General features: G+C 33.5%; 23 protein-coding genes. 4 read left to right on the forward strand and 19 right to left on the reverse strand.

The genetic code is table 11. The annotated features are described in order from the left end of the window. Positions 1-96 precede the first annotated feature (96 nt). The 13 genes from AB671_RS09310 to AB671_RS09370 form a co-directional block, all read right to left on the reverse strand. Positions 97-1,677, reverse strand: a complete 1,581-nt coding sequence (locus AB671_RS09310; RefSeq protein WP_066678317.1) for an ATP-dependent DNA ligase — start codon at positions 1,675-1,677, stop codon at positions 97-99. 252 nt (positions 1,678-1,929) lie between these two features. Beyond that, positions 1,930-2,949, reverse strand: a complete 1,020-nt coding sequence (locus AB671_RS09315; protein WP_066678288.1) for a ligase-associated DNA damage response exonuclease — start codon at positions 2,947-2,949, stop codon at positions 1,930-1,932. 47 nt (positions 2,950-2,996) lie between these two features. After that, on the reverse strand, positions 2,997-3,251 hold the full coding sequence (locus AB671_RS09320) for a rhodanese-like domain-containing protein (RefSeq protein WP_066678289.1): 255 nt from the start codon (positions 3,249-3,251) through the stop codon (positions 2,997-2,999). Position 3,252: 1 nt separating this feature from the next. Next, positions 3,253-3,555 carry a DUF3817 domain-containing protein gene (locus tag AB671_RS09325; RefSeq protein ID WP_066678290.1) on the reverse strand — a complete coding sequence of 101 codons (303 nt, stop codon included), beginning with the start codon at positions 3,553-3,555 and terminating at the stop codon, positions 3,253-3,255. A 2-nt stretch (positions 3,556-3,557) separates the two neighbouring features. Next, on the reverse strand, positions 3,558-4,016 hold the full coding sequence (locus tag AB671_RS09330; protein WP_066678319.1) for a hypothetical protein: 459 nt from the start codon (positions 4,014-4,016) through the stop codon (positions 3,558-3,560). 70 nt (positions 4,017-4,086) lie between these two features. Further along, positions 4,087-4,677, reverse strand: coding sequence for a TetR/AcrR family transcriptional regulator (locus AB671_RS09335; protein WP_066678291.1), 591 nt, complete (start codon positions 4,675-4,677; stop codon positions 4,087-4,089). A gap of 89 nt (positions 4,678-4,766) precedes the next feature. Next, positions 4,767-5,843: an SDR family oxidoreductase gene (locus AB671_RS09340; protein WP_066678292.1), complete on the reverse strand. Its 1,077-nt coding sequence runs from the start codon at positions 5,841-5,843 to the stop codon at positions 4,767-4,769. Positions 5,844-5,946: 103 nt separating this feature from the next. Further along, positions 5,947-6,435, reverse strand: coding sequence for a Crp/Fnr family transcriptional regulator (locus tag AB671_RS09345; RefSeq protein WP_262484065.1), 489 nt, complete (start codon positions 6,433-6,435; stop codon positions 5,947-5,949). A gap of 114 nt (positions 6,436-6,549) precedes the next feature. Next, entirely contained in the window at positions 6,550-7,020 is a 471-nt protein-coding gene (locus AB671_RS09350; RefSeq protein WP_066678296.1) for a PPC domain-containing DNA-binding protein, read from the reverse strand. Between the two features lie 6 nt (positions 7,021-7,026). Further along, positions 7,027-7,422: a MauE/DoxX family redox-associated membrane protein gene (locus tag AB671_RS09355; protein WP_066678298.1), complete on the reverse strand. Its 396-nt coding sequence runs from the start codon at positions 7,420-7,422 to the stop codon at positions 7,027-7,029. Positions 7,423-7,425: 3 nt separating this feature from the next. Then, complete coding sequence (locus AB671_RS09360; protein ID WP_066678299.1) at positions 7,426-7,716, reverse strand: DUF3861 domain-containing protein; 291 nt, start codon at positions 7,714-7,716, stop codon at positions 7,426-7,428. Positions 7,717-7,719: 3 nt separating this feature from the next. Continuing rightward, positions 7,720-8,841 carry an aldo/keto reductase gene (locus AB671_RS09365; protein ID WP_066678301.1) on the reverse strand — a complete coding sequence of 374 codons (1,122 nt, stop codon included), beginning with the start codon at positions 8,839-8,841 and terminating at the stop codon, positions 7,720-7,722. 30 nt (positions 8,842-8,871) lie between these two features. Next, positions 8,872-9,855: an aldo/keto reductase gene (locus AB671_RS09370; RefSeq protein WP_066678303.1), complete on the reverse strand. Its 984-nt coding sequence runs from the start codon at positions 9,853-9,855 to the stop codon at positions 8,872-8,874. A 162-nt stretch (positions 9,856-10,017) separates the two neighbouring features. Here AB671_RS09370 and AB671_RS09375 point away from each other — a divergent pair, with 162 nt between their 5' ends. Both AB671_RS09375 and AB671_RS09380 read left to right on the forward strand, forming a co-directional pair. After that, a complete protein-coding gene (locus tag AB671_RS09375; protein WP_066678305.1) occupies positions 10,018-10,857 on the forward strand; it encodes an AraC family transcriptional regulator in 840 nt (279 codons plus the stop codon). 81 nt (positions 10,858-10,938) lie between these two features. Beyond that, on the forward strand, positions 10,939-11,565 hold the full coding sequence (locus AB671_RS09380; protein ID WP_066678307.1) for a chloramphenicol acetyltransferase: 627 nt from the start codon (positions 10,939-10,941) through the stop codon (positions 11,563-11,565). Between the two features lie 116 nt (positions 11,566-11,681). Here AB671_RS09380 and AB671_RS09385 read toward each other — a convergent pair whose 3' ends face one another. Next, the gene (locus AB671_RS09385; RefSeq protein WP_066678308.1) at positions 11,682-12,431 is read right to left on the reverse strand and encodes an NUDIX hydrolase; all 750 of its coding nucleotides are present in this window, start codon (positions 12,429-12,431) and stop codon (positions 11,682-11,684) included. Positions 12,432-12,730: 299 nt separating this feature from the next. Between AB671_RS09385 and AB671_RS09390 the strand changes: the two genes are divergently transcribed. After that, the gene (locus AB671_RS09390; protein ID WP_066678310.1) at positions 12,731-14,152 is read left to right on the forward strand and encodes a sugar MFS transporter; all 1,422 of its coding nucleotides are present in this window, start codon (positions 12,731-12,733) and stop codon (positions 14,150-14,152) included. Between the two features lie 47 nt (positions 14,153-14,199). On the opposite strand, the gene AB671_RS09395 is transcribed toward AB671_RS09390, so the two are convergent. Continuing rightward, entirely contained in the window at positions 14,200-16,005 is a 1,806-nt protein-coding gene (locus tag AB671_RS09395) for a hypothetical protein (RefSeq protein ID WP_066764771.1), read from the reverse strand. 424 nt (positions 16,006-16,429) lie between these two features. Between AB671_RS09395 and AB671_RS09400 the strand changes: the two genes are divergently transcribed. Beyond that, the gene (locus AB671_RS09400) at positions 16,430-17,092 is read left to right on the forward strand and encodes a DUF6261 family protein (RefSeq protein WP_066681380.1); all 663 of its coding nucleotides are present in this window, start codon (positions 16,430-16,432) and stop codon (positions 17,090-17,092) included. Positions 17,093-17,161: 69 nt separating this feature from the next. Here AB671_RS09400 and AB671_RS09405 read toward each other — a convergent pair whose 3' ends face one another. The 4 genes from AB671_RS09405 to AB671_RS09420 all read right to left on the reverse strand — a co-directional run bounded on the left by AB671_RS09405 (position 17,162) and on the right by AB671_RS09420 (position 21,118). Beyond that, on the reverse strand, positions 17,162-18,301 hold the full coding sequence (locus AB671_RS09405) for a T9SS type A sorting domain-containing protein (protein WP_066681383.1): 1,140 nt from the start codon (positions 18,299-18,301) through the stop codon (positions 17,162-17,164). A gap of 401 nt (positions 18,302-18,702) precedes the next feature. Next, positions 18,703-19,716 carry an SDR family NAD(P)-dependent oxidoreductase gene (locus AB671_RS09410; protein WP_066681385.1) on the reverse strand — a complete coding sequence of 338 codons (1,014 nt, stop codon included), beginning with the start codon at positions 19,714-19,716 and terminating at the stop codon, positions 18,703-18,705. Positions 19,717-19,881: 165 nt separating this feature from the next. Beyond that, positions 19,882-20,751 carry a GLPGLI family protein gene (locus AB671_RS09415; protein ID WP_066681387.1) on the reverse strand — a complete coding sequence of 290 codons (870 nt, stop codon included), beginning with the start codon at positions 20,749-20,751 and terminating at the stop codon, positions 19,882-19,884. Positions 20,752-20,767: 16 nt separating this feature from the next. Next, on the reverse strand, positions 20,768-21,118 hold the full coding sequence (locus AB671_RS09420) for an LptA/OstA family protein (protein WP_066681389.1): 351 nt from the start codon (positions 21,116-21,118) through the stop codon (positions 20,768-20,770). Between the last annotated feature and the right edge of the window lie 209 nt (positions 21,119-21,327).

Consider the following 21,327-nt stretch of genomic DNA (forward strand, 5'->3'; position numbering starts at 1 on the left):
AGGCTTTCTGTTATCATTTGCTGAACGAAGTGCCTTTGCGAACGGAAATGTTTTCAATATTTTAAAAATTAAACTTTGCGCGCTTTGCATTTAAATTTATTGTATTAATTTTTTGATCTCTTCAATATCATCAATTTCTTCAACGGTTTTATCTTTTCGCCATCTTAGAATCCTTGGAAAACGCAATGCCACACCACTTTTATGACGATTGCTGAAACCAATTCCTTCAAAAGCAATCTCAAAGACCAATTCAGCTTTCACGGTACGAACCGGACCGAATTTCTCAATAGCATTTTTATTCACAAACTTGCTGACTTCCATAATTTCTTTGTCGGTCAATCCGGAATAGGCTTTGGCAATTGTGACCAATTTATCTCCGTTTTTTACGGCAAAACTGTAATCGGTGTAGTAAGCACTTCGTCTTCCGCTTCCTTTTTGGGCATAAATGAGAACCGCATCAATCGTCATCGGATTGATTTTCCATTTCCACCAATCACCTTTTTTTCGCCCTGAATGATAATGTGAATTTTTCTGCTTCAGCATCAAGCCTTCACTGTTAATATCTCTTGAATTTTCTCGTATTAAATCTAATTGAGTCCAGTCTTCAAAACTGATTGCCTGAGAAATTTTTATATTTTCAGGAGCTTCATTTAATAATAATTCTTCCAGCATTGCTCTTCTTGCTGAGATTGGTTTTTCCCGCAAATCAGTTCCTTCGAGTTCTAAAATATCATATGCAAAAACTTCAATCGGAATTTCTGCGAGCATTTTTTTGGTTAAAGTTTTACGATTCAAACGTTTCTGTAATTCATTAAAATTTAAAACGTTTCCTTCCTTTACCGCAAGTATTTCTCCATCTATCACAAAATTACCTTTCATTGCTTTTACAGTCTCCTTAATTTCAGGAAACTGCTCAGTTACCAGTTCTTCACCACGAGACCAAATAAAGACTTCATCATTTCTTTTGATGATTTGTCCACGAATTCCGTCCCATTTATATTCGATGAGCCAATCTTCAGGTTTTCCCAAATCTTCCAAATCTTTTTCCAAAGGATATGCAAGACAAAAAGGGTAGGGTTTTGAATTATCAGGATTAATATTTTCAGCAGAAATCAATTCTTTAAAGGAGACTTCATCAGGCTGCCATTTTCCCATCAAACTATGCATTAAAGTGCTTGCTTCCTGTCCTGAAAATTTTGTCAGAGAATTTATCAATGTTTTTGACGAAACACCAATTCTGAAACTTCCACCTAATAATTTATTGAAAATCAAACGCTCAGTATAATCTAGCCCATTCCAGGAATTAAGAACGAATTCTTTCTTTTCAACATCCGTTTTATTTTTTAAGCCGATAATTTCACGCATCCATTCAGACAACGTTTTTTCAATTTTTTCTATTGGAGGCGGAAGAATTAACGATAAAGTTTCACCCAAATCTCCAACCGAAGAATAGCTTTCCTGAAATAGCCAAAACGGTAATTGTGTAATTTCCAATGCCCATTCTTTCATAAAATTGGTGTTGACGTTTCGCTTGGGTCTTTTGCCCGTAAACAAAGCGATGAACCACAATTTATCATCATCTGGAGCTCGTTCCAAATAATCGATGATAGCATCGATTTTAGCATTGGTTTTATTGGTGCTTTCGAGAGCGTTGATGAGTTCTGCGAAATTTTTCATTCTAAATTTTGTTTTTTTGGGCAGCTTAATTCGCCTTCCGTTCCCAATCTTTTTTTGCAAAACGTTTTCAGATATAATCAAAATTTGTACTTAGCAAAAAAAGGATTTACACTCAAGTCGGGCTGCGATTATTTGACCCTTAGCAATCCGTAATTAATAGGTCGCTCCTACGGAGCTATATCTCTTGGTTATTAATATCTGCTATTAACAGTTGGCTTCTCTGAAGCCTTCAGATGCAAAAACCTTGAAAGTTTAATTTTCAATAATTGTTTTCTCTTTTTCTACTTCTTCATCATCGTCTCCATACAAAGTTTCCACCACATCAGATTTAATTCCGATTTCGTTTAAATATTTTGAAAAAACTTCTGTTTGTCCGTGTGTGACGTGAACGATTTCGGCTTCGGTAGCTTTTATTGCCTGTAAAAGACCTTTCCAATCGGCGTGGTCGCTCATTGGAAAACCAGCGTCCATACTTCGCCATCTTCTGGCGCCGCGAACCTGCATCCATCCTGAACAAATTGCCGTTGCAGCGTCAGGAATTTTCTTAATCACATTACTATCTAATAATGCAGGCGGAACAATCACAATGTCACCTTGAACTTGCTTGATACTTTCCCTAAAATCAGGAACTTCATAATCTGGAAGTACGATTCCTACTTCTTCAAAGGCTTTATTCAATTTTCCGATCGAGTAATGAACGTGAATTTTCCCCATTCCTTCAACCGCTTTCATAATCCTTTGCGCTTTCCCCAAAGAATATCCGATGAAAACAGAAGTTTTTTGATTCTCCTGATTTCTGAGAACCCAATTTTGAAGTCTCTTATTTAAATCAGGAACTTCCAACCAATTGTAAATCGGAAGTCCGAACGTACTTTCAGTAACGAATTCATTACATTTAATCACTTCAAAAGGAGTGCTCAAACCATCATCCTGAATTTTATAATCTCCCGAAATAACACTTACATAACCTTTATATTCAAGACGAATCTGTGCAGAACCAATAATGTGCCCTGCAGGATGAAGAGAAAGTTTCACACCATTGATGTCTAAAACTTCACCATACTGCAAAGTCTGACATTCAATATCCGGTGAAATTCTTTGATGTAAAATAGGTTTTGTAAAATGATGGCAAAGATACTTCTTCATCCCCCAACGGGCGTGATCGGCGTGTCCGTGAGTGATGACCGCAAAATCAACAGGTCGCCAAGGATCTATATAAAATTTTCCCTGCGGACAGTAAATACCTTTGTTTGTAAATGTGATGAGTTTCAAAAGTGTGATGATTAGTGTGTTTTTGAATATTCAAAAACCTAACCAAATTATTTCTTTTCAAGACTTTTCTGCAAATCGTTCCATGCACCGCCGTTGTAAACTTTTTTAAAGCCTTTTTCTTTTAAAATATGTTCTGCTTTTACGCTTCTTAAACCGTGCGAACAAACTGTGATATACGTTTTAGCCGGAGCAAGTTCTACATATCTTTCACGGATTGTTCCTAAAGACATATTCTGTGAACCAACGATATGTCCGGTTTCAAATTCTTTTCCATTGGCTTTTGTATTTCCAATCGAGATGATTTCATAATCTGCTTAAAATTTTATGGTCAATATAGAATGTTCCAAACGGAATAACGCATGCCAACAATACCTTCCAGGTTATTTCTTTAAACTTCCAGTTTTGCTCGACACCAACACTTAATGTATTAAATAGAAACAGCAGAAATAATGTGCCATGAATTGGTCCCATCATTTTTACAAATGCAGGATTATCAAATCCATATTTTAGAGGAACTGCGATAAATACTAAGGTTAATAATGAAATTCCTTCAAGAATTGCGATAATTCTTAAACGTCCGATTTTAGTTTTAAATAAATGAATCATAATTATCTGAAATAAGGTCTGTTTGCAAGTGGAGAAAAAGGCCAAGGAATAGCAATGAAAATAATAAGTAAAGCAATGATAAAATAGATCAACATTATTTTAAACTTCTCTTTATCAGTTGTTTTTCTCTTGGAAACGGCTGAACCAATTGTGATTAGAATAATCGAAAACAGCATTAAAAAAATGTGAATCATTCCAAAAAATAAAAGATCAAATGATTCTTTAGCTTCATTGAAATTCTTCCAAAAATATTTGATGATCGGGCTTTGAGAATATAAAATAATTCCTAAAACCAATTGAACATGAGCAATTGTTGCCGTACAATGTCTTATGGAGTTATCTGCCTTTGTAAATTCTTTATTCGAAAAATAACCTTTATAAGCTCTGAAAATTGAGTATAATAAACTCAGTAAAACTAGCCATCGAACAATGGAATGCAGAAATGTAAGTGTCTGGTACATTATCAAATTTTTATCAACATGACAAAGATAAAACAAAAACATACTAATCAGTATGTTTTTTAAGAAAAAATTATTCCAAACTATTAAAATAAGATTTAAGTCCTTTTAAATAAATAAGATAAACTCCTTTAGAATTTTCTAATTTCCCTAAATTCCGAACACCCCAATAACCCGACATCACAAAAACAGTAACTTCTTTTGCATTAACCTCCGATTTTATTTTACCATTTTCTATTCCCTTTTCAATCGCATTGATCATTGCTTTCTCCCATTCCAGAGAAAGTTCGTTTAAAGCTTTTGTAAATTCAATATTCCAGGGAGCCATTTCCTGAGTAAAATTGGAAGCCGGACAACCATATTCAACCTTTAAATCTTCGTTTTCTATCAGTAAATGGTACATCAGATTATAAATTGTATCTAAAGGATTTACATCACTTTGAAAAGGTTCAATAAAAGTATTTTTAAAAGTGGGTTTCATTCGTTCATTGATAATTGCCAAACCCATTTCATCCTTCGTTTTAAAGTGATAATAGAAAGCTCCTTTTGTCACTTGAGTCGTCGCAATAATGTCGTCAACACTGGTCGTTTGATACCCGTGACTGTAGATTAATTCAAATGCTTTTTGAAGAATATTCTGGCGTGTTGCTTCCGATTTTTTCATAAAATACCAATTGGTCTGTTTTACAAAGGAACAAATTTTATTAATCAAAAAAAAGAGCTGCTTTACAACAACTCTTTTATATTAACGATCTAAGGAATCAGTTTTTCTTCCTTTAATTTTTTAAACAAATCAAGAAAAGATTCTTCCGTGTTTTGATATTCCAGAAAACCGGATTTTCTACTATTGCTCATGTCAGTCATTACTTCCAGAGGTCTTCCTAAATCTAAATCGGTATGCCACGCTGAAGATAAACGGTCTAAATTGTTTTCTTTTAAACCATATTTTTCAGCAATTGTTTTCCAAACCCCATGATTGTTTTGCATTTCTTTTTCTAGAGGCTTAATTTCATTTTCGAAACCGACAGCTTCTATATCAAACCAATCTGCAAGCCTTTTCCAAAGCCATTTCCAGCGAAACACATCACCGTTTGAGATATTAAATGCTTTATTTTTAGCTTCTTCTGAAGTTGATGCCCAAACCAATTGTTTTGCCAAAATTCTGGCGTCTGTCACATCAGAAATTCCGTTCCATTGTGCAGAAGATCCCGGCCAGATAAATTTACTGCCTGTTTCTTTGCAAATACTTGCATAAACCGCCAAAGTAGTTCCCATATTCATTGCATTTCCTACTGCATACCCAATTACAGTATGCGGTCTGTGAATGCTCCAGGTAAAACCATCTCTTTTAGAAGCTGCATAAACCTCATCTTCCTGAGCATAATAAAAATTGGGAAGCGGAAGTCTAGGTTGCTCTTCTCTCAAAGGAGTTTCCGGTAATTTTCCTTCTTTTGCATAGGCTTCGAATGGTCCTAAATAATGCTTTAATCCTGTAACCAAAGCAACATGTTTTACAGATTTTTTGGGAGACAAAACATTTAACAGATTTCTAATCAAGGCGCTGTTTACACGAATGTTTTCTTCTTCTGTATCATTTCGCATCCAGGTTGTGAAAAAAATGTGAGTAGGAGAGATATTTTCCAGGGCTGTTTCTAAACTTTGTACGTCTAGTAAATCAGCTTTTACCGGGATTAATCCTTCGATATTAGTGTTTGTATTTCTGGATATTCCGTAAGTTGCCCAGCCTTGAGATATAAGTTCCTGAGCGAGATTGCTTCCCGTAATTCCCGTTGCACCGACAACCAATGCGATATTTTTATTGTTTTCCATAATGTAAAATTTCTTCTACAAAATTATGGTGGTGATCAGCGAAAATACTTGATCTACATCATGAGTTTCAGTTGACCTCAGTCAAGTTTACATTCAGTAAGCATTAACCTTTCAACAAAATTTTCTTACGAATTCGGCTGATCGTTTCCGGTGCCAAACCAAGGTAGGATGCAATCAGATTATGTGGAACTCTTTTGATCATTTCGGGATTTTTTTGAACTAACTGAAGATATTTTTCCTCAGCTGTATAACTGTTTGAAGCTATTAAACGATAATCTTTCGTCACCAAACTATTTTGGTACAAAATCCTAAAGTAACGATCCATCACTGGAATTTTTAGCATCAGTTTATCATAATCTTCAAGAGTGATCATGAGCAATTCTGTTTCTTCAACTGCATCGATATTCAAAACCGCTTTTTCGTGATTGATAAAACTCTTAAAATCTGAAATCCACCAACCTTCAAATGCAAACATATTGATGTTTTCACCACCTTTTTCATCAGTAAAATAAGACTTTAGCAAACCTTTATTAACAAAAGAAAGGCATTTACAAACATCGCCTTCCTGCAACAAATATTGTTTTTTCTTCAATTTTTTAACCGAAAAAAAAGACTGTAGTTCAGTTTTTTCTTCTTCAGTTAAACTGACTTTGTTTTGAATATGAGAAATAAGGATGTCAAACATTTGAAAAAATATAAAACAAAATTAAGGTTTCTCATCCGACTTTTCAAAATCATAGAGATTGATTCCTACTTCTTCATTTTTAGTTTTATATACCGCTGTTTCGAAAGGATAGAAAAAGAATTCTCCTGCGCCCCGAATTTTTGCATCTTGTAAATGCCCGGCAATTGCAGAATAATCCTGTCGTCCCAAAGTAATGTGAAGATGAAGCAACGGTTTTTCGTCAAGTACAGAAACATTTCCAGAAATATTGGTAACTTCTATTTGTTCATCAAACTTTTTATCAACATAATCTTTCGTCGAGAAGTCAAAAAACCTCAACGTTGCTTCACTCACCGCACCAATTCCTGTTATCTGACCAGATTTGATATTCTGATTTAGTACAAAGTCATTCAAAGCTTGTACAATGCTAGATTTGTCTTTAATGCTAACAATATAATTGTTTTCAACTTTTTTGGCGGTCCAAAGTTCGCCTTCTAAAATTCGTTCGATCATAGTTTATTAAATTAATGGTTGATTTTCTTCAGAACTGTATTTTAAATAAAACCACAAAAGCGCAAACAAATACAAAGAATGGAGTAGTTGTGCTTCAATAGCTGACCAATTTTCAATAGAACTGCTTCCCAAAATCAAAATACTCATCAAGGCAATTGCAGAATATATCGTTAGTTTAGGTTTAAAACCAATTAAAAGAGAAATTCCTATAATCGCTTCTAAGAATGGCAAAACATATCCGAAAGGCGTAATCAACGCTTCAGGAATTGCAGATTTCTCCATAGACTTTACCATTCCTTCGGTGAAGGTCTGTAATTTTGGTAATCTTACCAATCCGTGTCCTGCTAATGAAATGGCAATTGGAAGTCTTAAAAAGAAAAATATGGTTTTAAAGTCTTTCATAGTTTACTGACTTTTCAGTTTTTTCATAAATTCTGTGATGGCAGGTCGCAAGTCTTCAAATAAAGGATGTTGCTTGTTTTTTAGCATCACTTCTGTGAATAGCTTTAATCCTAAACTAAATTCATTTGCGGTATTTTCATCCTCAAAAATATTTTTAGATTTTATCACCTCAAAAATTTTAAAAAGATCATCATGATTTTCAAATTCAAAACTTAGTTTTTTTTCAGCTGAAGAACCATCTTTAAGCGACAGTTCATTCAGTTGAAGTTGGTATTTATTATTTCTTTTTTCCATAATTTATCCTTTTGGAACGGGTGCATTTTCTTCTATTAACTTTTCTTTCTTTAATTCTGCCCAGAAACCTGCAGGAATTTTCGCTTTAAATGAAGCTGCATTTTCCTGAGCCTGTTTAACGGTGTGAGCTCCCGGAATCACTCCTGAAACCACGTCCGGAGCAGCTGCAAACTGAAGAGCAGCCGTTTTTACATCTACTTTATGATTATTAGCGACACGCTGTAAAGACGCCAGTTTTTCTTTAACTCCGGCTGGAAAGTCTCCATTATATAAATAACGGTCTTTACCGGACAAAAAGCCTGCACACAAAGGTGCACCTACAACAATTGAAATATCTTTTTCAGCAGCTTTCGGGAAAACTTTATTCAAATCATCTTTGTGATGAATCAATGAATACTGACAAGCAGATAAGAAAATATCCGGATCTGAAACTTCGATGGCTTTTAAAATGGGTTCAATCGTGTTTACGCCAAATCCCCAGCCTTTAATCAAACCTTCTTCACGCATTTTGATCAATTCGGGCATAGCCCCTTTTGCAGCAATATCAAAATATTTTTCCCAATCGCCTTTCATATCTTTGTTATCAGGAGACAGATCATGAATGAAAACGATGTCTAATGAAGCAACGCCCAATCTTTGCAAGCTGTCTTCTACACTTTTTCTAGCTCCTGCAGCAGAATAATCGTAGTCATAAGAAAAATTGAGTTTTCCTTTCCATAATCCGTCTAATTTGAAATCATCGTGAGGCTTCAGAATTCTTCCGATTTTTGTGGAGAGTGTAAACTCATCACGTTTTTTATCTTTCAAAAACAATCCCATTCTGTGTTCGCTAAGACCTAAACCATACCAAGGCGAAGTATCAAAATAACGAACTCCGGCGTTCCATGCTGCTTCAATGGATTGCAGACATTCAATATCCGAATTGGCATTAAATCCGTTTCCTAAAGCAACTCCGCCAAAGCCTGATTTATTTTTTGGTCTGAATCTTTTTCCAAGGCTTGTATTTTCAAATTGTTCCATACTATTTTCTTTTAATAATTGGGATGCAAAAGCAGGAACGGCAGATGATGCCATTAATCCTGCAGCTGCGAGTCCGCTGTTTTTTAAGAAAGTTCTTCTTTCCATTTTATTATTGTGAGTGGTGATTTTTAAAATTTAAAAAGCATTGACCAAATCGTCAATAATTTTCAATTCTTCTTTGCTTAAGCTAATATCAATTGCTTTTGCATTTTGTACAGCCTGTTCCGCATTTCTGGCTCCTGCCAAAGCGATGGTAATTCCAGGTCTTTCTATTGTCCATCTCAAAACAAGTTGTCCTAAACTTGCATTATGGTTTTCTGCAATCGGTTTTATTTTATCTAAAAGCTGATTTGTTTTTTCAATAAACTCTGGTTGGAAGTGTGGTAATTTCGCTCGATGATCTCCTTCCTGAAACTTATAATCTGTAGTGATTTTTCCTGTCAGCAAACCTCTTTCTAAAGGACTGTATGCCAAAATAGATTTATTGTGATCTATACAGTAAGGAACTGTCTCTTCCTCAATTCCACGATTAACCATACTAAACGGAATCTGGTTGGAAACTAAATTCAACGTTTTTTCTGCCTCTGCCATTTGCTGAGCATTATAATTACAAACTCCGGCAAAACGAACCTTTCCCTGATCGATCAATCTTGAAACGGCTTCAAAAGTCTCATCAATCGGCGTGGTAGAATCCGGCCAGTGAATTTGATATAGATCGATGTAATCTGTGCCTAATCTTTTTAAACTTTGTTCGCATTCATAGATGATGCTTTCTTTTCCTGCATATTTATAGACATCAATATCTTGTCCGTCATTATTTTTGCTGTGCATTGCAAAATCTCCTTTCGCCAAATCCCAACGCATTCCGAATTTAGTAAGAATCTGTACTTTATCACGGGAAATACTTTTGATGGCTTCACCCACTATTTCTTCACTTGTTCCCTGTCCGTAAATAGGAGCCGTATCAATAGAACTCACACCAACATCGTAAGAAGCTTTTATGGCTTCAATAGCATCATTTCTATCTGTACTTCCCCACATCCAGCCTCCTGCAGCCCAAGCTCCAAAGGTGATTGCTGAAATTTCTAAATCGCTGTTTCCTAATTTTCTGTATTGCATTGCTGTATAATATTTTTTTTAATGAATTCTGAATAATGAAATGGTTAACTAGATTTTTATTCAACATCTACAAAAGAGATGCAGAATAAGCTATTACAAATTTTGTCAAAAAAAACGGCAAAACACTTGTAACAATTATATAACATATTGTAATTTTATTACATGAAGAGAAAACAGTTTGAGCCTTTGGAGCTTGATTGCTTTGAAGCTGAAGTTTATCCGTTTCCCAATCACAGTCATACCTATTACGAACTTGTTTTTATTGTAAAAGGAACAGGAAATCATCACATCAACAAACTGGTGATCCCTTATAAATCCGGAGACCTTTATCTGATCTCTCCGGATGATGAGCATTTTTTTGACATCAAAAAATCAACCAAATTCTGTTTTATAAAATTTAACGACAGTTATTTTAATTTTCACAAAAATCTTTCACCAGACGATATTTTCATGGCTTCACCTTTTGATATAATGCGAAACCCCGTCTTTAAAGAAGAAAAGCTAAGGTTTAATGAGCCATGCAAAAGCATTTTAAAGAAGACTGTTGAAAACATTTTTGAGTATCACCAATATCATAAAGTTTCAGATTCGCCGATTGTATTTTTTCAGGTAATGTCACTTTTTGGACTGATCCGTGAAGTTTCAATGAAAAACATGAAGTTTAATATCGACCGGAAAACTCCAGAAAAGGAAGATCTTATCACCTATATCCACAAGAACATTTATAATCCTGAACTTATCAGAATGCAAATAATTGCTCAACATTTCAGTATTTCACCAGGTTATTTCAGTAATTATTTTAAACGAAATTTTGAAGTAAGTTATCGGGATTACGTGAAAAATTATAAATTAAGGTTAATAGAACGGAGAATTCTGTCGGGAAAAATGACCATGAAGCAGATTGCCTTCGAGTTTGGGTTTACAGATGAAAGTCATCTCACCAATTATTTTAAAAAACAGATGAAAATGAATCCTTCTCAATATAAATTGAAGTTTGCATAATAATTTTTCAAAAAATCAAATTTCTGTTTTTCGTCACTTTAGAATTAATAAATCTTACGGAAATTTGCAAAAAATAAATCAATGAAGGTTATAGATATTGAAAGCTGGAACAGAAAAGAGCATTATGAGTTTTTTTCTAAAATGGCTAGCCCGTATTTCGGATTTACAACGGAGGTAGACTGCACGAAAGCTTATGATAAAGCCAAAAGAGAAGGTCATTCTTTTTATGCTGTTTATCTTTATAAATCAATGGTGGCGATCAATACTGTGGATGAATTAAAACTCAGAATTGTTGACGGACAAGTGATTTTGTATGATGAGGTACATGTAGGAGGCACAATTGGAAGAGCAGACGGAACGTTTGGGTTTTCATTTTTTCACTATTCTCAAGACTTTGAAACTTTTAACGAAAGACTTCAAGAAGAAATTAAATCTGTGCAAAATTCTACAGGTTTAGGAATAAGCAACGATGTTTTACCAATTAATCACATTAGGCACACTACAATCCCGTGGAACTCATTTACTACCATTTTGCATCCGACCAATTTTGATCCTAAAGAATCTATACCAAAGATTGCATTTGGAAAATTCACCATTCGTGAAGGTAAAAAGTATCTTCCGGTTTCCATTGAGGCACATCATGGATTGGCAGATGGGCTTCATTTGGCAAAATATATTGAAGAATTTCAGAGACAGTTAAGCTTATAAATAGTTGATGGTTTTTAGTTGGTAGTTTATGGCAGAAATTGAAAGTATTAAAAACTTAAATATATTGCAATAACTTCACACAAAAGAAAAATCCTGATTTACTCAGGATTTTTTTATTACCAATTGCTCAGTCCGTTTTCTAAAGCTTTTTTATAATTTTCTTCATCAAAAGAGTAGAGGTCGGGAGATTTGTGGGCACCACCACGACGTTGCTCATTTAATTTTCTGAGAATCTCTAAATTTTTTATCTTTCTGTAAAAGTTTCCGCGATTAAGTTCTTTCCCCAGAATGGTTTCGTACAACTTTTGTAATTCTGAAAGTGTGAATTTTTCAGGCAATAAATTATAACCGATAGGCTTATACGTAATTCTTTCACGCAAAGTCAACAAAGCTTTTTCTATAATTTCACGATGATCCATTGCCAATTCTATTTCGCTAAGCTGGCTCAGAGAAATCCATTCACATTTTTCACTAAGCTCATCCACGACAAGGTTTGCATTATCCGGATTGTACAAAGCATAATATCCTATGGAAACAAAACGTTGTTTCTGCCATAGAGAGTCGTCGAAGTCTTCAAAATAAAATTCGCTTCTTTTATTTTTACCAAAAACAGCAAACTCTTCTAAATATACATCAGAAATTCCTGCTCGCTCTTTTAAAACCCGTTTCGCTGCATCATCTATATCTTCTTCTTTTTTTACATAACCACCCGGTAAAAGCCATTGCTTACGATACGTCATCTGAAGAAGAAGAACCTTTAATTCACTTTGATCAAAACCAAAAACTACAGGGTCTGCAGAAAGGTGTGGAAGAAAAAGATCTTTTGCCTCCTCAGATTTCTTTAAAAATTGTTGTTGTGAATCCATAAAACTGTTTGTGAATACTTAGTGTGACAAATTTAACATTAAAAATTTAACATTACCCTAATAATACATTTCCGCAACTGTTTTTAGGGATTTTTTAACTTTTATCTTTACTATAAATTCATTATGAAGCAATGACATTTTCGTTTTCAAATCAATAATAAATAATTAAAAATCAATTAATTACTTCTTCATTTTCATTTAATATCATCTTAAAATCGGTCATCTAAGATAAATTTATTGTCTCAAATTAAGAGATTATCAGCAAAAGAGATTATCTTAGCCTCTTAATTTTAATGTATATGATAAATAATGAAGTACAATCTAAAAGGAATTATACCATTCCTTTGATTACCATTACGCTTTTATTTTTTATGTGGGGATTCATCACATGCATGAATGACATCCTCATCCCATACCTGAAACAACTGTTTAAACTGACATTTTTCGAATCGATGTTGGTTCAGTTCTGTTTCTTTGGAGCTTATTTTATAGGCTCACTAATTTATTTTCTGGTTTCTACATCAAGCGGAGATCCCATCAACAAAGTAGGCTACAAAAAAGGAATACTTTTCGGAATTTTCCTTGCGGCTTTCGGATGTATTTTATTTTATCCGGCAGCAACATTCTCTTCTTACGGATTGTTTTTAGGAGCTTTATTCGTTCTTGGATTAGGATTTACCGTTCTTCAGATTACGGCAAACGCTTACGTATCACTTTTAGGTTCGGAAGATTCTGCATCAAGCCGACTGAATATGACGCAGGCTTTCAATGCCTTCGGAACAACGATTGCTCCGGTTTTGGGCGGACATTTAATTTTTGAATTCTTCTCTGCAGCAGACGGATCGTTCTCTGCTGTCGCAACAAGAATTCCTTATTTAATTTTTGCGGGAATTTTATTATTGGTGGCTTTATTGATTTCAAGAGTAAAGTTGCCATCATTCCAAACTGCGGAAGAGGAAATTGAAAAAGGCTTTGGAGCTTTTAAGTTTAATCACTTAAAGTTCGGCGTTTTTGCGATGTTCTGTTATGTAGGTGGGGAAGTGGCAGTAGGAAGTTTTATCATCAGCTTTTTAGAGCAGCCTCAGATCATGAATCTTTCTGAAGTAGTAAGTAAAAACTATCTTTCTCTATATTGGGGTGGTGCAATGATCGGCCGTTTCTTAGGTGCGATTTCATTAAATCATTCGATCAGTCAAGGAAAGAAAGCATTATATATGTTGGGAGCTGCAGCTGCGGTTTTCCTAGTAATTTTTAGCATTGTTGATCTTACGTTTTCACAAATTAGTTTCTTCTTGGTATTTATTGCTTTAAATTTTGTGGCATTCTTTGTTGGGAAATCTGCTCCGGCAAGAACGTTATCGATTTTTGCAGGAATCAACGTTTTATTACTGATTTCAGCGATGTTAAACCACGGCGAATTGGCAATGTACAGCATTTTAGGAATCGGAATTTTCAACTCGATTATGTTCTCTAATATTTATACACTTGCCATTTCAGGATTAGGAAAATACACGAGTCAAGGATCTTCATTGGTCGTAATGGCTATTTTAGGTGGTGCGATTGTTCCTATTTTCCAGGGTTATTTGGCGGATGTTTTCGGCGTACAGCAATCATTTATTATTCCTGTGTTCTGTTATATTGCCATCTTAATTTTTGGTGCGTATTGTACTAAATATTTAAGCCATGTAAAACAGGATGCTGATGCAAAATCTGGACATTAAGATTTTTAATTTTATATATGGAAAAACCTGCTTTGAAGCAGGTTTTTTTATGGTTTACAACAAATATAAACTTCAGTATTTGCTTCATAACAACTAGAAATTAAAGAGGAAACAAACCAAAGAATTTGTATTACCTCGTTACGTTCAACAAAGTACTCTCCATTTTGTAACTTCATCAATCTGTCTTCTAAAGCAGCTTTACTAATGAAATTGATTATTATAAATACTTGTTTTTTTATATTAGGATAACCTTTTACTTTTTTGAAGTATTCAATTACATCTTTTTCATCTTGTTTTGTTCTTATTCTAGAGATTTGGGTTAAAATACCATCATTTTTATAATTTCTTTCCCAATAATTTTCTTTTAAACTCCATTGGTCTTCTCCAGGACTTAAGTTGCCTAAATTTTTAAGAGCCTGACCAATAATATCCTGAAAATCAGAAGCTGAAAAATTTGAATCTTTATATTTTGAGTGGTAAAAAGATATTGTATTTTCGCTTAGTCCAATATGATCTGCCCATTCTTTATAAAGGTCGTCACAAATAAAATAATCATGATTAGCCATAAATTCTTCTTCCACAAAACCAAAAACTGAATTTGCATCAAAAAGTGTTGATGTAATTCTAAAACTACCTTTTTCAGAACTCACATTTTCTAATTCTGAATATGGAATAAATATTTTGAGGAGTCCTTCTAAATTTCCTAATAATCTGCTATCCTTAAACAATTTTCTATTACAATAAATAAGTTCAGGATTATCAAATGTAATTATATAACTTTTTGTCCAATTAAGAACAGATAAAATCGGAAAAGATAAATCATTTTCATACTCTACATGTACTTTTGCCAGCTTTGCTGAGCGAAGAGTTATTGATTTATTATTTTTAAAAAGAAATAAATCTTTTATGAGCTGATGCTTCAAATGATAACCTTCATCAGCAACCTCAATTTCTACCAATTTTTCGAAATGTTTAAGAATACTCAATAAGTTAATATTACGTTCAATATATTCTTTATTAATTTTCAATTTAATAAAGCACCTTTTAATCTTGTTTTCTTCATATTCTTTATATAATTTACTTAAAATTATTAATATTGCTGTCGGATTTAAAACATCTTTATATTTTGTATAATCGACTGATGTTGCAAATGAAGATAAAAAACTAATTTTAAGAGTACAATCTTTTATACTTTCAACTACTTTATCTGACCATTTTAAAAAACCTTTAAAATTATTTTTTGGTCCTAATTGATTAATTCGTGAGGCATTAAGTGATAAAGCAATTTTACTATCATCATTATTAACTCGAACATTATTTAAGATGTAACCTTGTAAACCAAAAGTAGATACATTATCCTTTAAATTATTTGATTCTAAGCTTTTTTGTCTTATAGCTTTGTCTGAAATATTCATATTATCCATACTCAATTTTTCAAAAGAAGTATTTTCATTTGAAAATATTGATGTCATTACATCATAATCTAGTGGTTCAAAATGTGAGAGGAAATCATTTATTTTAGATATATTTCTTTTAGCAATTACGATATGATTTTCAAAATCTATTAAACATATGTACGCAAGTTTAGTTTCTTCCCAACCTACAATTGACTCTTCAATAAAAGATGGTTTCTTTATATATTTAAATATTGCAATCGAATAATAGATTTCCCTTTCATTAATGACATATGATTCTTTTTGAATATTTAATAAAAACCTTCCTTGCTTGTCTTGAGAAGCCTCTTCAAAAGTTGTTTTGATAAGTCTTTTGGTTAAATATTGGTTATTGTCCTTTATAAAAAAATAAGCATTTTCGTGTAAAATTATATTCTGTAATAAAATTTCTTCATTCATTGAGGTTATAGTTTTAATTTATTTAAAATATTTTAAGTTTCTTCAAAAATAATATTCTCATAGTAGCTTTCATTACGGAAAGCCGTAACAACTTAAAAATAAGTACCATTCCGCAATTTACTTTTCAATAAATTCAAAATCTTCAGTATTTCTACTAAAATTCAAACATTCAAAAACATTCGTTTTAAACCCCACACCTCCTTCGGAAATCACAAAACAATCGTTTTTAAACCAAACAACTTTTACTTTTGTTTGAAATCAACTGTTTTGTAACAAAACACAATTGACGGAAGTGTCCCGCAATCTGTTGGAGACCAAATACAAAGTTGTTTTGTTTCCCACAAAATGTTTGAAACAAAACAATGTTTTATTTACATTTAAAACTTGTAATAAGTGAATTATTAACAACTAAAACACAATTTGTATGAAAATTACATTATCAAAATTGAGTACCAAAGATCTGGCTACTCTTTCTCAGAGAATTATTAATTCTTCAGAATCAGGGAATTTCCCTGTCATCAGCGATCATCCTTTGCTTACAGATCTTAAAACAATGTTTGCAGATTACGATGAGGTCTACACCAAACAAATCTACAGCGGGAAAGGAGTAAATGTTGCAGAGGCAGACAGAGAGCGAGATAACGCTTTCAGAGTCTTAAAGAACCTCCTTAATGGTTACCGCAAAATGACTACTTTATCGAATTATCAGTTTGCTGAAGATGTGTTTCAGATTTTCAGACTTTACGGAATAGATATGGATAAAGAAAGTTATTCTCGCCAAACGGCTCAGATGAAAAAGCTCATCGAAGACCTTGAAAAACCTGAAAACATTCAAAAGCTTCATGCACTTTCACTGACGACTGCTTTTAATGACATGAAATCTAAGCACGAAGCTTTCGAAATTATATTTGCCGAACAGGCAGTAGCCAATGCCAATCTCCGACTGATGAAAAGTGCAACAGCCATCCGAAGAGATCTAGAGAAAACAATAAAATCTTTCCTCAGTCTCATTACTGCTATGAAAGACATTCAAGATTGGAAATTGCTGTATGCAGACATCAATGAGCTGATAAAGGCAGCGAAATAGTAATACAGTTTTATATAAAGAAAAGGCTATCAGATTTGATAGCCTTTTCTTTATTATTAATTAAAAAGTTTACTTTTTAATTGCTTTTATAGTTTTTACACTTCCGTCGGTCATTTTTAAAGTAATCAAATAAGTTCCTTGTTTTAAGTCACCTAAATGAATTGAAGATGAAGGTTTTTCAATAGTTTTGATCAATCTTCCCGAAAAATCGGTAACAGAAAGTGATTTTATTTCAGATACATCTGAAATATTAAGAAGATCACCGAAAGGATTTGGATATACTTTTATTTTATCTTTCTTTTCAGAAATTTCGGTGGTAGATAATTGAGTATTGTCGAATGCCGAAACTTCGAATTCTCCACTATCAATAGTTAAATCATATTTCCATACACTCACATAAAGGGTAGCACCGGGAGTCTGCCCTGTCAACGATATTTGTGAGAATAAATCAACGCCACCATCATCATCACAAGCAATTTCTGTCAAAGCACCACAGGTTCCACTATAAACGGTAAGTACAGAATCATAAAATGAAGAGCCGTTAATTTCACGGGTTTCTAATGTGATGTTCCCACTTGCAGGCACAATTACTTTGAACCAGATATTTTCGACTGCGTCTGTGTTGCAGGAAGGTAAAGTACCGTCAGTAGTTGCCAATATGTTGTGAGAAGATATCATCCCTGATGTAAAATCTGTTCCTACAGTAAGTTGGGTAGCATCTGTACAAACATTATTAAGCAATACAGAATCAAATGCTGAAATTTGGAATTCTCCATTATCAACAGCAGAATCATATTTCCATACACTGATATATAGAGTCGATCCAGGAATTTGCCCAGTTAATGAAATCTGTGAGAAAGTACTCACATTAGTATCATCATTACAGCCAATTTCAGTTAAAATACCACACGCTCCACTATAAACAGTAAGTACTGAGTCATCAAATAAAGAACCTAAACCTTCACGAGTTTCTAATGTGACGTTTCCACTTGCAGGCACAATTACTTTGAACCAGACATTTTCGGCAGCGTCGGTACTACAGGAGGGAGCAGTTCCGTCTGTCGTAGCTCCAACATTGGTGGAAGTGATTGCTCCCGAAGCAAAGTTTGTTCCTACTGTAAGGGTGACTGCTCCCGAGCAATTGTCGTTTTGAGCATTCACATAGTTAGCCGCTGAAAATAGCAGAAAAAGAAGTAAATAATTTTTCATATAAATATTTTTTGGTAATACTAATATATAAAAATTATTACATCCTAAAACTATTTTTCTTAATCGGAATACTTATAATACACAAGGCAATTTCTTAAATTATTTTTGCGGCAATTATAAAATTTCATATGTACTTTTCACTTTACCATTCATGCTTGATATTGGTCATCAACAACGCATTATCAAAAATTACAGAATTTTTAGGAAAGAAACTTTCGTTTTTAAAAAAAGCTTGATTCCACTTGTGAAACATTCAGACGTTTTAATTTTTCAATGAAAGTTAAGACGGGTGGTAAAGCCATAAAAAACGAGAACCTTTTACAGATTCTCGTTTTTATTTTCAAATAAAAGTTCTCGATACAAATTCTTTCAGAATTTTACTCGAACTGACGTAATGAACATCAATCATCCAAGTAAATATCCTGATGCGATTTTCTAGATTTCAAAAGCATAAAAGCTAATCCCAAACCTAATCCGGCAACCAAAGCAATTTTGGCTTTCTTTCCGGGAACGGGTAAAATAGTTTCACCATAAATCCGATGAGGTTCTGAAGAAGGTTCAAGCACATTTCCGGAATCGGGTGGTGCATTTTTTAGTTTCATCATCAATCGCATTCCGGCAGAAGCGGTATTGATAATTACTTTTGGAAACATTTCGTATAAATTGACCAATGCTCTCGATTTAAAGTCCGGAAATAAATCCTTTTGTGGCTCTTTCGCCAACTGTACGATTTTATCTGCGGTATCTCTAGGATCAGAAGCAAATGGCGGAATTTTAAAGTCTAATCCTGAAAATTTTGCAGAATGCATATTTCCTGTAGACCTCTGGATTTGAGGATACAAATTGGCAATATGAATGTTAGGATAATCTGAAATTTCACCATGCAGGCATTCCATCATTCCACGGATTCCGAATTTTGTTGCCGAATAAACTGCGCTGTAAGGAGCGGGCATAAATCCGCCAATTGAAACATTATTGATGAGAATTCCTTCATTCTGTTCCTTGAAAAGCGGTAAAACTGAATACGCTCCATGCATATATCCGAAAAGATTGGTCTTAACGACCTGCTCGTGAAGTTCCATCGGAATTTCTTCAAATTTTCCGCTTGCCATTACTCCGGCATTGTTTACCCAAATATCAATTCGTCCGAATTCTTGTACTGCAGCTTTCAAAAGATTGTCTACTTCTTCAGCTTTCGAAACATCGGTAGAAACAGCAATAGCATTTACACCTAAGTCTTTGCAAATCTTTAAAGTTTCATCTAAAGCTTCCTGACCTCTTGCTGCGATAACGATGTTGCAGCCTTCAAAAGCAAAGGCTTCAACGGCAGCTCTTCCGACTCCGCTGGTTCCTCCTGTAACGACGACTGTTTTACCACGAAGGCTTCTTTTTTCTAAATTGTTTTGTGATTTCATATGGTGATGTTTATAGATTGAGATAAAGTGTTATTTGTTACCTATCTATTTTTACACCAAATAAGAATTTCAGAGCGATTAATTTTAAATCTAACCATTAATAAAACAAAAAACACAGACTGAATTGCCTATGTTTTATTTGAAATAATATTTAAATTGAGTGTTTTATCTGTATAAATCGAGCTCGAGAAAATTGTTTGTTTTTTTAAGTGCATCTTTTCTTTCTTTTTCCATCAACTTTAGCATATCATCTTGTGAATATGTTTTACCATCGAAAGTAATCGATGATGAAACGGTTACAGGAGCTGAAATACTTGAGGAACCTGAAGTTTGTCGCATCTCTTTCACAGGATCTTTCTTATAATCATTCCATAATTTTTTAAATTTTTCTTCGTCTACAATAATTTCTCTGCTTTTTTTACTCAGCATTTCATCAGAATAAGCAGTCAATTTTTTTGTTGCGATAAGCCTAAATTGATGGTCCCCTTTAGAATCTTCAGCTTTTACAATAAGACCGGGAAGCCCACAAAACTCGTGTGGTCCATCCTGAATCGGAATTTCGGGAGCAAACCAAACATTCCATTTTCTGCCGTGCAAAACAGTTGTTGCCAACTGAACATCATAACCCAGAACTTTTGATTTTTCTTTGCTGATTTCCCATTTTATTTTTTTATCATAAACAATTAAAAGCCGGTTTGAGCTGATGCTTCGCTTTAATGTTCTTTTATAATCGGGATAAGTTTTTATCACTTCTGTACTTACTTTAGACTGTTTCAAATTTGTAAAATCAAAATGCGTCTTCTGTGTTGCCTGTGCATCTTTAAATGCTGCAGTCATGGTAGAATCATAAATAGCTTTTACCTGACTGTAAAATTTGGAACCTTTAGGAGAAGTATGCAATATCATATTTTCAGCATCAGATTTATCTCGGTTTAAAGAGTCTATCTTGAATGTGTATTCATAAATGAACTGATTAGATTGTGCAAAACAGAAACCTGCAATTAATAATAGCAGAATAGATAATTTTGTTTTCATATTTGTGAATTATAGATTATTGAAAGATAATACTTTCGTCTTTGGTATTATAAACGATTATATTTTTATTGCTTCCATCAGTTTTTGATACCGTTTTAGCATACAATATTTTAAAATCTTTTGGATTGTAAATAGTAACCGTATTGTTTTTCTCGTCTATCGTTACCCGTTCAGCATTTTCCAAAGAAATATTTTTTGTTTTTAGAACAACATTTCCCTGTAAAATAATTGTTTTCTCTTTAGTATTATGTTTTACTTCGTCACTTTTATAATCAATCTTATCTCCAGATTGCTTTTCCTGAGCAAAAGTATTTTGAGAAAGTAAAAAAAGCATAAAAATGCCTGAGATTGTAAAAAGTCTTTTCATATATTCAATTTTATTAAAACGAAAATACAGATAAATCTCAACCTGGTGTAAAATTTAATATTATTTATGATTTATAAGAAATTTTTAACTAAAGTACTTACAGTAAAAGACTTTACTCAAGATGTAATCTCACCCACTTTAGGCCCACTCAAAAGTAGAGTTTTTTGTTAATAATTGATTGTTGTCGTTGTTAAAATTTTGTTGGAATG

This window comes from Chryseobacterium sp. BGARF1 (assembly GCF_001677955.1).
GTDB lineage: Bacteria > Bacteroidota > Bacteroidia > Flavobacteriales > Weeksellaceae > Chryseobacterium.

Bases quoted from the DNA above. Each gene is read 5' to 3' on its own strand.
- AB671_RS09390 (WP_066678310.1), top strand. From the start codon at position 12,731: ATGATAAATAATGAAGTACAATCTAAAAGGAATTATACCATTCCTTTG.
- AB671_RS09365 (WP_066678301.1), bottom strand. From the start codon at position 8,841: ATGGAAAGAAGAACTTTCTTAAAAAACAGCGGACTCGCAGCTGCAGGA.
- AB671_RS09335 (WP_066678291.1), bottom strand. From the start codon at position 4,677: ATGAAAAAATCGGAAGCAACACGCCAGAATATTCTTCAAAAAGCATTT.
- AB671_RS09330 (WP_066678319.1), bottom strand. From the start codon at position 4,016: ATGTACCAGACACTTACATTTCTGCATTCCATTGTTCGATGGCTAGTT.
- AB671_RS09310 (WP_066678317.1), bottom strand. From the start codon at position 1,677: ATGAAAAATTTCGCAGAACTCATCAACGCTCTCGAAAGCACCAATAAA.
- AB671_RS09375 (WP_066678305.1), top strand. From the start codon at position 10,018: ATGAAGAGAAAACAGTTTGAGCCTTTGGAGCTTGATTGCTTTGAAGCT.
- AB671_RS09410 (WP_066681385.1), bottom strand. From the start codon at position 19,716: ATGAAATCACAAAACAATTTAGAAAAAAGAAGCCTTCGTGGTAAAACA.
- AB671_RS09325 (WP_066678290.1), bottom strand. From the start codon at position 3,555: ATGATTCATTTATTTAAAACTAAAATCGGACGTTTAAGAATTATCGCA.
- AB671_RS09385 (WP_066678308.1), bottom strand. From the start codon at position 12,431: ATGGATTCACAACAACAATTTTTAAAGAAATCTGAGGAGGCAAAAGAT.
- AB671_RS09420 (WP_066681389.1), bottom strand. From the start codon at position 21,118: ATGAAAAGACTTTTTACAATCTCAGGCATTTTTATGCTTTTTTTACTT.
- AB671_RS09350 (WP_066678296.1), bottom strand. From the start codon at position 7,020: ATGATCGAACGAATTTTAGAAGGCGAACTTTGGACCGCCAAAAAAGTT.
- AB671_RS09370 (WP_066678303.1), bottom strand. From the start codon at position 9,855: ATGCAATACAGAAAATTAGGAAACAGCGATTTAGAAATTTCAGCAATC.
- AB671_RS09415 (WP_066681387.1), bottom strand. From the start codon at position 20,751: ATGAAAACAAAATTATCTATTCTGCTATTATTAATTGCAGGTTTCTGT.
- AB671_RS09380 (WP_066678307.1), top strand. From the start codon at position 10,939: ATGAAGGTTATAGATATTGAAAGCTGGAACAGAAAAGAGCATTATGAG.
- AB671_RS09400 (WP_066681380.1), top strand. From the start codon at position 16,430: ATGAAAATTACATTATCAAAATTGAGTACCAAAGATCTGGCTACTCTT.
- AB671_RS09395 (WP_066764771.1), bottom strand. From the start codon at position 16,005: ATGAATGAAGAAATTTTATTACAGAATATAATTTTACACGAAAATGCT.
- AB671_RS09360 (WP_066678299.1), bottom strand. From the start codon at position 7,716: ATGGAAAAAAGAAATAATAAATACCAACTTCAACTGAATGAACTGTCG.
- AB671_RS09340 (WP_066678292.1), bottom strand. From the start codon at position 5,843: ATGGAAAACAATAAAAATATCGCATTGGTTGTCGGTGCAACGGGAATT.
- AB671_RS09355 (WP_066678298.1), bottom strand. From the start codon at position 7,422: ATGAAAGACTTTAAAACCATATTTTTCTTTTTAAGACTTCCAATTGCC.
- AB671_RS09405 (WP_066681383.1), bottom strand. From the start codon at position 18,301: ATGAAAAATTATTTACTTCTTTTTCTGCTATTTTCAGCGGCTAACTAT.